The sequence below is a fragment of the Photorhabdus australis DSM 17609 genome (assembly GCF_000711895.1).
Classification (GTDB): Bacteria; Pseudomonadota; Gammaproteobacteria; order Enterobacterales; family Enterobacteriaceae; genus Photorhabdus; species Photorhabdus australis.
Genome location: NZ_JONO01000035.1, coordinates 50007 through 59815, shown reverse-complemented (window position 1 = coordinate 59815; position 9809 = coordinate 50007). Strand labels below are relative to the sequence as shown.

The window sequence follows — 9809 nt, the reverse complement described above, 5'->3', positions numbered from 1 at the left end:
TAAAAAATGACGGCTATTTAGTGTGTGATAAAATCTCATGGATGTCGCCGACAACTTATGTCAAAGACATTAAACTATGTGAGTGAAAATTTTATAAATATTCTTTTCTCATGTTTTTACCTGTTTAGCTCTCATTATTTGAGGGCTTTTTTATTATTTCTCAGGGTGTTAAATAGTGCTTTCTGTAAAAATCACTCACGATAAAAACACCACGAAAGAATTACTTGATATCCTGAACCATGAAACCAGAAATAAAGCCTTATATTACTGGCTCTTTACTGCATTCATAGCTGTTTATTTTACTTTCGATGTTGTCTGTCGTAGTTATTGTACAGTTTATTTATGTAATCATTATTATGGAGACATCCATCCCCAGTCACATCGCTATCTATGCGACTGGGGATGCGTTCACTTGCCGCCACGCTGCAACTTGAAATCTATTGGGTATAAATGTAATGGATAAGGTTTACCTGATAATAACAAATCTATATACAACCTATATGAATGCTCTTAAATACCACTTTTAAGTATCTATCTATTGGCATCCTAATTAACCACGTCCCGTCTACGTCCCAATCAAGCCTTGATAATAAGGTGCTCAATGGATAACTAATTGATTTAACTGGTGGGTTGTCGGGGGCTCGAACCCCGGACCAATTGATTAAGAGTCAACTGCTCTGCCGACTGAGCTAACAACCCAATATGAACGATTATTATCCCATATACAGCTATCGTCAATATTATTATGACTATTTTTTCCAAATGAATAATTCATATTCAATTTTAAGGATACTAATGAGTTAAATTGTAACCAATTTGTTTTTAAGATGAAATCAAGCTGTCATTATTATAGTAATTTGTGTCACAATATTTTCCGCAAACACAGTCAAATATAAGGCCACTCAAAGAGCCGTGACAATTTACCTAAGAAAATGAAAATATTGGATACTATATATTATGGCAGAAAATATACCCACTTCACTTTCCGCTAAAACCGGGGAAACGCAGTTACAACGCAATCTGAGCAACCGACATATACAACTTATTGCTATCGGTGGTGCTATTGGCACGGGGCTGTTTATGGGATCTGGGAAAACAATCTCCCTTGCCGGGCCATCGATTATATTCGTTTATATGATTATCGGTTTTATGTTGTTCTTCGTAATGCGCGCAATGGGCGAATTATTGCTCTCAAACCTGCAATATAAATCATTCAGTGATTTCTCCGCAGATTTACTGGGTCCCTGGGCAGGTTTTTTCGTCGGTTGGACTTATTGGTTCTGCTGGGTGATTACCGGTATCGCCGATGTAGTAGCCATCACCTCATATATCAGTTATTGGCAACCCGATTTTCCACAATGGGCCACTTCCCTACTCTGTGTTTCATTGTTACTGGCGCTTAATCTGGCAACAGTGAAATTATTCGGAGAAATGGAATTCTGGTTCGCTATGATCAAAATCGTTGCCATTATCGCTTTAATTGTGACAGGCACTGTTCTGATCGGTATGCATTTTCAATCTCCAGCCGGCCATACCGCTTCATTGGCAAATATATGGAATGACGGAGGATTCTTTCCCACAGGATTAAGTGGATTTTTTGCCGGATTCCAAATAGCCATATTCGCTTTCGTGGGTATTGAATTAGTAGGCACTGCTGCCGCAGAAACTAAAGATCCAATGAAATCACTTCCCAGAGCCATTAATGCCATTCCAATTCGTATTATCACCTTCTACGTACTGGCGCTGATGATTATTATGTCAGTTACACCGTGGCGTTCAATCATTGCAGATAAAAGCCCTTTTGTTGAGCTATTTGTTCTGATTGGCTTACCTGCTGCCGCCAGTATCGTGAATTTTGTGGTATTAACTTCTGCCGCCTCTTCAGCAAATAGCGGGGTTTTCTCCACCAGCCGAATGCTATTTGGGTTGGCAAAAGAAGGCGATGCACCACAGCAATTCAGCCGCCTTTCACGCCGTTCGGTACCTGCATCGGGGTTAATTTTTACCTGTTTATGTTTATCCTGTGGTGTCGTGCTGATTTATTTAATTCCCGATGTTATGCATGTATTTACCCTGGTAACCACCGTTTCAGCTATTCTGTTTATGTTTATCTGGAGTATGATCCTATGTTCATATCTGGTTTACCGGAAACGTCGCCCTGCATTACATAAAGCTTCAATCTATAAAATGCCACTGGGTATTATGATGTCGTGGGTCTGTCTGGCATTTTTTGCATTTGTTCTGATATTACTCACTTTACGGGATGATACTCGCCAGGCATTAATCATCACACCTGTTTGGTTTCTGGTTTTAATTATTGGCTTTCAAATTGTAAAAAAACGCAGAACACGGCTGTACAGCTAACTTATTCACGTTTTTACTACCTATATGACCTGTTGGAATAACACTCCGCGGGTCTTTTTTATTGCTGCAAGCTACCAAATTACCACTACACTTACTCTATCGATTAAGAAAATCTTTTTTACAAAATAAGGCCTTCCACCTTATTACATCAATAATATTGATGAATTGAAATGACAGGCTGCCGTTACTGTAAACTTTGCAGCCACTTTTTAACCTTGTCGGAGAAAGTAATATGACTAAAATTCTTGTACTTTATTATTCCATGTATGGGCATATTGAAACGCTGGCATCCGCAGTTGCAGAAGGCGCCAAAAAAGTCGCTGATGTAGAAGTCACCATTAAACGCGTACCAGAAACTATCCCACCAGAAATATTTACCAAAGCAGGTGGTAAAACAGAGCAATCTGCTCCGGTTGCATCCATACAAGAGCTGGTTGATTACGATGCAATTATCATCGGCACCCCAACCCGCTTTGGTAATATGGCCGGCCAAATGAGAAACTTTTTAGACCAGACAGGCAGCTTGTGGGCCGAAGGTAAACTGCACGGCAAAGTCGCCAGCGTGTTCACTTCCACAGGTGTTGGTGGTGGTCAGGAAATGACCATTACTTCCACCTGGACAACACTCGCTCACCACGGCTTTATTATCGTGCCGATTGGTTATGGTATTCCTGAAATCGGGGATATTTCACAGTCACAAGGGGGAACCCCTTATGGTGCCAGTACTTTCGCTGGCGGTGATGGTTCACGCTTCCCCAGTGAAAACGAATTGAAAATCGCCCGTTATCAAGGGGAGCATGTCGCTAAGATCACTAAAAAACTAAAAAGCTAATTAGGGTGTGAAGGCATTTCGCCTTCACACTTTTTACCTAATTTCAATTCACTTAGTTTTGTATTGCGCCTCAGCATCAATAAAACGCTGTTGTGCTGCCCGGCTCGGCACCTGGCCCAACAGGCTCACAATCACGATTGCGATAGAAGCAAAGATAAAGCCTGGGATAATTTCATACAGAGCAAACCACTGGTATTTCATCCACACCAATACCGTGACTGCCCCTACCAACATTCCTGCTAATGCCCCATTACGTGTCATACGCTTCCAGGTAACAGAAATCAGTACGACCGGGCCAAACGCAGCGCCAAATCCAGCCCAGGCATTACTAACAAGAGCCAGTACTTTATTTTCCGGATTAATCGCTATCACCATTGCGATGACCGCCACTAGCAGCACCATAAAGCGCCCCACCCACACCAACTCTTTCTGGCTAGCAGATTTACGGATAAAGGGCTTATAAAGATCTTCCGTTAATGCACTGGCACACACCAGCAATTGACAACTTAAGGTGCTCATCACTGCGGCCAGAATGGCGGATAGTAAAACACCCGCTATCCACGGATTAAACAGAACAACCGCCAATTCCATAAAGATACGTTCACGATTGGCAGTGACTGGGCCAGAAAGTTCAGGATGCACTTCAAAATAAGCAATACCGAAGAAACCAACCGCAATAGTTCCTGCCAGACATAACACCATCCAGGTCATACTAATACGACGAGCCTTACGGATAGTGTGATGGGAATCTGCCGCCATAAAACGCGCCAGAATATGTGGCTGGCCAAAATAACCCAGCCCCCAGCCCAATAACGAGATAATGGCAATAAAATTCAACCCTTTAAACATATCCAAATACGCCGGATTTTTCGCTTCTATCAGAGCCAGAGAAGTATCAATACCGCCCACAGAGAAAATAACGATAACCGGGGTCAGGATAAGAGCAAAGATCATTAATGAAGCTTGAACAGTATCTGTCCAGCTGACAGCCAGGAAGCCGCCGAGGAAAGTGTAAGCAATCGTTGCTGCTGCCCCAAGCCACATGGCTTTCTGATAGCTGATACCAAAAGTACTTTCAAATAACAAACCTCCAGCAACAACACCAGAAGCACAATAGATAGTGAAGAAAATCAGAATAACAAGCGCAGAAATAATGCGCAAAATCTTGCTACTATCTTCAAAACGACTAGTGAAATAGTCTGGCAGTGTCAAGGCATTGTTATTGACTTCCGTCTGAATCCGTAGCCTGCCTGCAACTAATTTCCAGTTAAGGTAAGCACCTAAAGAAAGACCAATTGCGATCCAGCTTTCTGAAATCCCCGCAAAATAGACAACGCCAGGTAAGCCCATTAATAACCAGCCACTCATATCCGAAGCACCGGCAGACAAAGCCGTTACCACGCTGCCCAATCGCCTTCCACCCAAGATATAATCATCAAAATTTTTGGTTGAGCGATAAGCCAAAAAACCTATCAACAACATTCCAGCAATATAGACAATAAAGGTGATTAGCATTGGTGTATTTACTGTCATGCAAGTTCTCCATAGTTTATCTGTGTTTGCAAAGCCGCAGTTCTCCTGGGGTACACAGAGTTTTCCCTGTCAGGTTCAGGAACGTTGCACCTGATTGCACCTAAAGATGGTTTATAATTCTAAATTGAAATAATTTTTTTTGTAACCAATTAAAAAGTTACAATGAATCCTAGATTAGCACCCGGTAATTTAACAACTAATTAACGCTATTTTTTACAAGAAACGTTTGCTGAATCACATTTATTTGATTTAAAGGTTATGCTTTTTAACCATTTCACGATTACAACCTTGGGTTAGCTATAAAATGGTAAACCAATATATATCAATTAGATGAAGTCACAATAATAAATATACCTGACTAATTATAATAAACGGATTAATTTCACAAAAACACAACAAGCACTTTGCATAAGGTTGCACAAAGTTGCAACATGTCAGATATTATCATGCAACGTTAGATAAACCTTACCTATTAAAGGAGCGAGGATGGGCAGTACAACAATGGGCGTAAAGCTTGATGAGGCAACTCGTGATCGTATTAAAGCTGCGGCACAACGGATTGACCGCACTCCACACTGGCTGATTAAACAAGCTGTTTTCAATTACCTTGAACGCCTTGAAAATGGCGAACAAATTGCTGAGTTATCTGCCAGTCAAGATCTTAAAGAAGAGAAAATAACTGGAGAAGAAACTACAATAGATTCCTCCTATCAACCCTTTCTCGACTTCGCTGAACATATCCTGCCTCAATCAGTAAAACGTTCTGCAATTACTTCTGCCTATCGTCTGCCAGAAACACAGGCAGTTCCCATGCTGCTACAACAGGCACATTTGCCAGAAGAGCAAGCACAAGCAACTCATAAACTGGCTTACAGCATTGCAGAAAAATTACGTAACCAGAAAAACAGCGTTGGCCGTTCAGGTTTAGTTCAAGGACTATTGCAGGAATTTTCACTTTCATCTCAAGAAGGTGTCGCCCTGATGTGCCTTGCAGAAGCCCTGCTCCGTATCCCAGACAAAGCCACCCGTGATGCGCTGATCCGCGATAAAATCAGTAATGGCAACTGGCATTCTCATTTGGGCCAGAGTTCATCCATGTTTGTCAATGCAGCAACATGGGGACTACTATTTACCGGCAAACTGGTTTCAACTCATAACGAAGCCAAACTCTCTAGCTCACTGAATCGCATTATCAGCAAAAGTGGTGAACCATTAGTCCGTAAAGGCGTAGATATGGCGATGCGTCTGATGGGTGAACAGTTTGTTACAGGTGAAACTATCGCTCAAGCGCTGGCAAGTGCACGTAAATTGGAAGAAAAAGGATTTCGTTATTCCTATGACATGCTGGGTGAAGCCGCTTTAACTGAGAAAGATGCTCAGGATTATATGGTTTCTTATCAACAGGCAATTCATGCTATCGGTAAGGCATCCAATGGCCGAGGCATTTATGAAGGACCAGGAATTTCCATTAAGCTTTCGGCCCTGCATCCACGCTATAACCGTGCTCAATATGAACGAGTCATAGATGAGCTGTATCCGCGTCTGCTTTCCCTGACATTACAAGCATATCAATATGATATTGGTATCAATATTGATGCAGAAGAAGCAGATCGGCTAGAAATCTCTCTCGATTTGCTGGAAAAACTCTGTTTTGAACCCCAACTGGCTGGCTGGAATGGCATTGGTTTCGTTATTCAGGCTTATCAGAAACGCTGCCCATTTGTTATTGACGCACTAATTGATTTGGCACAACGTAGCCGTCGTCGTCTGATGGTGCGATTAGTAAAAGGAGCTTACTGGGATAGCGAAATTAAGCGAGCTCAATTAGATGGGCTGGAAGGTTATCCTGTTTACACTCGTAAAGTTTATACCGATGTTTCTTATCTGGCTTGTGCCCGCAAGTTACTGTCAGTTCCGAACTTGATTTACCCTCAGTTTGCTACCCACAATGCTCACACTTTATCTGCTGTTTATCATATGGCTGGTCAAAATTATTACCCTGGTCAATATGAATTCCAATGTTTGCATGGCATGGGAGAACCACTGTACGAACAAGTCGTTGGGAAAATTGCTGATGGCAAACTAAACCGCCCATGCCGTATTTATGCGCCAGTAGGCACTCACGAAACGCTATTGGCCTATCTCGTCCGTCGTCTGCTGGAAAATGGTGCTAACACTTCCTTCGTCAACCGTATCGCTGACACAACACTGCCATTGGATGAACTTGTTGCTGATCCAGTGAAAAAAGTTCAGAAGCTGGCTGAAACCGAAGGTCAAATCGGTCTTCCCCATCCAAAAATCCCTCTGCCTCACAACCTGTATGGCAAAGATCGCGTAAACTCAGCCGGTTTGGATCTTTCTAACGAACATCGATTAGCGTCTCTTTCCAGTGCACTACTCAGCTCTGCTACCGAAGAGCGGTACAGTGAGCCACTACTGGGCGGTAACTATTGCCATCAAAGTGGGCTACCTGCTGCTAAACCTGTCATTAACCCAGCGGCACCTCTGGATATCGTTGGCCATGTGCGTGAAACAACTGAACAAGAAGTCAGCCATGCGCTAGATGTCGCAACAGAAGCTGGCGCAATCTGGTTTGCTACTCCGCCATCAGAACGGGCAGCAATTTTGGTTCGTGCTGCTGAACTAATGGAAAACCAAATGCAGCCACTGTTAGGTATTCTGATTCGGGAAGCCGGCAAAACCTTTAATAATGCGATTGCGGAAGTGCGTGAAGCCGTCGATTTCCTCCATTATTATGCCGGGCAAGTTCGCCACGATTTTGCTAATGATACCCATCGTCCACTGGGACCCGTTGTATGTATCAGCCCATGGAATTTCCCGTTGGCTATTTTCACTGGACAGATCGCTGCTGCGCTGGCCGCTGGAAACAGTGTCTTAGCAAAACCTGCGGAACAGACACCATTAATTGCCGCAATTGCGGTCAAACTACTGCATCAAGCAGGTATTCCCCATGGCGTATTGCAACTATTACCTGGCCGAGGTGAAACCGTTGGTTCTCTTCTGGTTGGTGATGAAAGAGTACGTGGTGTGATGTTTACTGGCTCTACTGAAGTTGCCGGTCTGTTACAACGCAATATTGCCGGACGACTTGATGCACAAGGACGGCCAACACCTCTCATTGCAGAAACAGGCGGCCTGAACGCAATGATTGTTGACTCTTCTGCTCTCACAGAACAAGTTGTCACTGATGTCGTCGCCTCTGCTTTTGACAGTGCAGGTCAACGTTGCTCTGCCTTACGCATTCTTTGCATTCAGGAAGATGTGGCAGAAAGAACTATTACCATGCTGAAAGGAGCAATGTCTGAATGCCGGATGGGTAATCCTGAACGCTTTTCTACCGATATCGGGCCAGTCATTGATGCGGAAGCCAAAGCCGGTATCGATCGCCATATTCAGACAATGCGCACTAAAGGGCGCACAATTTACCAGGCAGCGTATAACAATGCCGTTGACAGTAAAGAGTGGAAACAAGGCACCTTTGTTAAACCAACGCTAATTGAACTGGAAAGCTTTGATGAACTGAAAAAAGAGATCTTTGGCCCTGTCCTGCATGTTATCCGTTTTAAACGTAGTGAGTTGGATAAATTGTTGGATCAAATTAACGACTCCAACTACGGCCTGACATTAGGTGTACATACTCGTATTGATGAAACGATTGCACAGGTTACTGCGAAAGCGAAAGTGGGTAACCTGTATGTTAACCGCAATATGGTAGGGGCTGTTGTTGGCGTACAACCATTTGGTGGTGAAGGCTTATCCGGTACCGGTCCGAAAGCGGGTGGTCCGCTCTATTTATATCGTTTGCTCTCTTGCCGCCCTCAGAATGCAATTAATCAAACGCTGGAACGTCAGGATGCTGAATATCCACTGGAGGCCAATGCTCGTTTGACACTGATGGCTCCGTTTAATGCATTAGCGGAATGGGCTACTAATCAGCACAACGAAGAGCTGAATCAGCTGGTTCAACAGTACAAACTACTCGCACAAGGTGGCACAACTCGTCTGTTACCAGGACCTACCGGTGAACGCAATACTTACACCCTGTTACCGCGTGGTCAGGTATTGTGTCTGGCGGATAATCAGCGGGATACCTTGATCCAACTGGCCGCAACATTATCTGTTGGCTGTCAATTACTCTGGCAAGATGATGAAATACATCAGCAATTGTTCCGTCAATTGCCAGATAACGTCCGTAAAGCAATCAATCTGGTTCAGGATTGGCAACATGAAGATACAGCATTCGACGCTGTTATTTACCACGGCGATTCTGATCAACTTCGACAAGTCTGCGAACAGATCGCTCAACGTCAAGGACCCATTATCTCCGTACAAGGTTTTGCCCGTGGAGAAACTAACCTATTGCTAGAACGTCTGCTGCATGAACATTCGCTGAGTATTAACACTGCCGCTGCGGGGGGCAATGCCAGCCTGATGACAATCGGCTAAAATAACCAGGGGAACACATCAAAGATGTGTTCCCCTGAAATTGGTGCTCTCTTTACTGTTATATTTCCAGCTTAATGACCGCCTTGCTGCCAACTCAAATACTGCTCATACTTACGCAAGGCAATGTTGTAGTTACTGAATGCCGACTGTGATAATTTCTCACTCAGTTTTTCCTGGATTTTCTCTGTTGTGAACTCTTTTACAGGGTAATTGCTTGAAGTGAGCAATTCATCCAAACGTCGTAAGCGAACCACATACTCACGAACAGTACTGTGGCTCATTTCAGTTTGTTCAAACAGATACTGTTTGAAAGACATGATGTCAAAATAATCTGTCTCGCTGTTGCAATAAATCTCACTGCAAAAACGGCATAATGCGACAAATTTATCTTGTAACTCATCCCAGGTCTTATCATCAATCAACTCCGTCATCTCGGAGATGGACTCTTTATTGATCACCTGGCCATTAAAAACCAAAGAGATGCGATCAAGAGCTTTGTGACAATGCAAGCAATGAGTTTGACTATGTTTGTAGTCTTTAATGTAACGGCTGAGCGGCCGTTTCTTTTGTGTTGTAACAGACATAAGAGATAAAGCCCTGTGTGTAGTCTTAA

General features: G+C 43.3%; 6 protein-coding genes and 1 tRNA gene. 4 read left to right on the top strand and 3 right to left on the bottom strand.

Annotated elements, in window-relative coordinates:
- Positions 1 to 86, top strand: an 86-nt coding sequence (locus tag BO26_RS22115) for a DUF1240 domain-containing protein (RefSeq protein WP_157835550.1), incomplete at its 5' end; no start/stop codon positions are given.
- A gap of 537 nt (positions 87 to 623) precedes the next feature.
- Here the strand turns inward: BO26_RS22115 and BO26_RS11555 are convergent.
- Positions 624 to 699: transfer RNA gene (locus BO26_RS11555), tRNA-Lys, on the bottom strand.
- Between the two features lie 258 nt (positions 700 to 957).
- Between BO26_RS11555 and cycA the strand changes: the two genes are divergently transcribed.
- Positions 958 to 2364 carry a D-serine/D-alanine/glycine transporter gene (cycA, locus tag BO26_RS11550; RefSeq protein ID WP_036771493.1) on the top strand — a complete coding sequence of 469 codons (1407 nt, stop codon included), beginning with the start codon at positions 958 to 960 and terminating at the stop codon, positions 2362 to 2364.
- Positions 2365 to 2596: 232 nt separating this feature from the next.
- On the top strand, positions 2597 to 3196 hold the full coding sequence (wrbA, locus tag BO26_RS11545; protein ID WP_036771491.1) for an NAD(P)H:quinone oxidoreductase: 600 nt from the start codon (positions 2597 to 2599) through the stop codon (positions 3194 to 3196).
- Positions 3197 to 3244: 48 nt separating this feature from the next.
- Here the strand turns inward: wrbA and putP are convergent, their stop codons facing one another.
- Positions 3245 to 4729, bottom strand: coding sequence for a sodium/proline symporter PutP (gene putP / locus BO26_RS11540; RefSeq protein WP_036771490.1), 1485 nt, complete (start codon positions 4727 to 4729; stop codon positions 3245 to 3247).
- Between the two features lie 486 nt (positions 4730 to 5215).
- Between putP and putA the strand changes: the two genes are divergently transcribed.
- Positions 5216 to 9196 carry a trifunctional transcriptional regulator/proline dehydrogenase/L-glutamate gamma-semialdehyde dehydrogenase gene (gene putA / locus BO26_RS11535; RefSeq protein WP_036771489.1) on the top strand — a complete coding sequence of 1327 codons (3981 nt, stop codon included), beginning with the start codon at positions 5216 to 5218 and terminating at the stop codon, positions 9194 to 9196.
- A 71-nt stretch (positions 9197 to 9267) separates the two neighbouring features.
- Here the strand turns inward: putA and fliZ are convergent, their stop codons facing one another.
- A complete protein-coding gene (fliZ, locus tag BO26_RS11530) occupies positions 9268 to 9780 on the bottom strand; it encodes a flagella biosynthesis regulatory protein FliZ (protein WP_011146218.1) in 513 nt (170 codons plus the stop codon).
- Between the last annotated feature and the right edge of the window lie 29 nt (positions 9781 to 9809).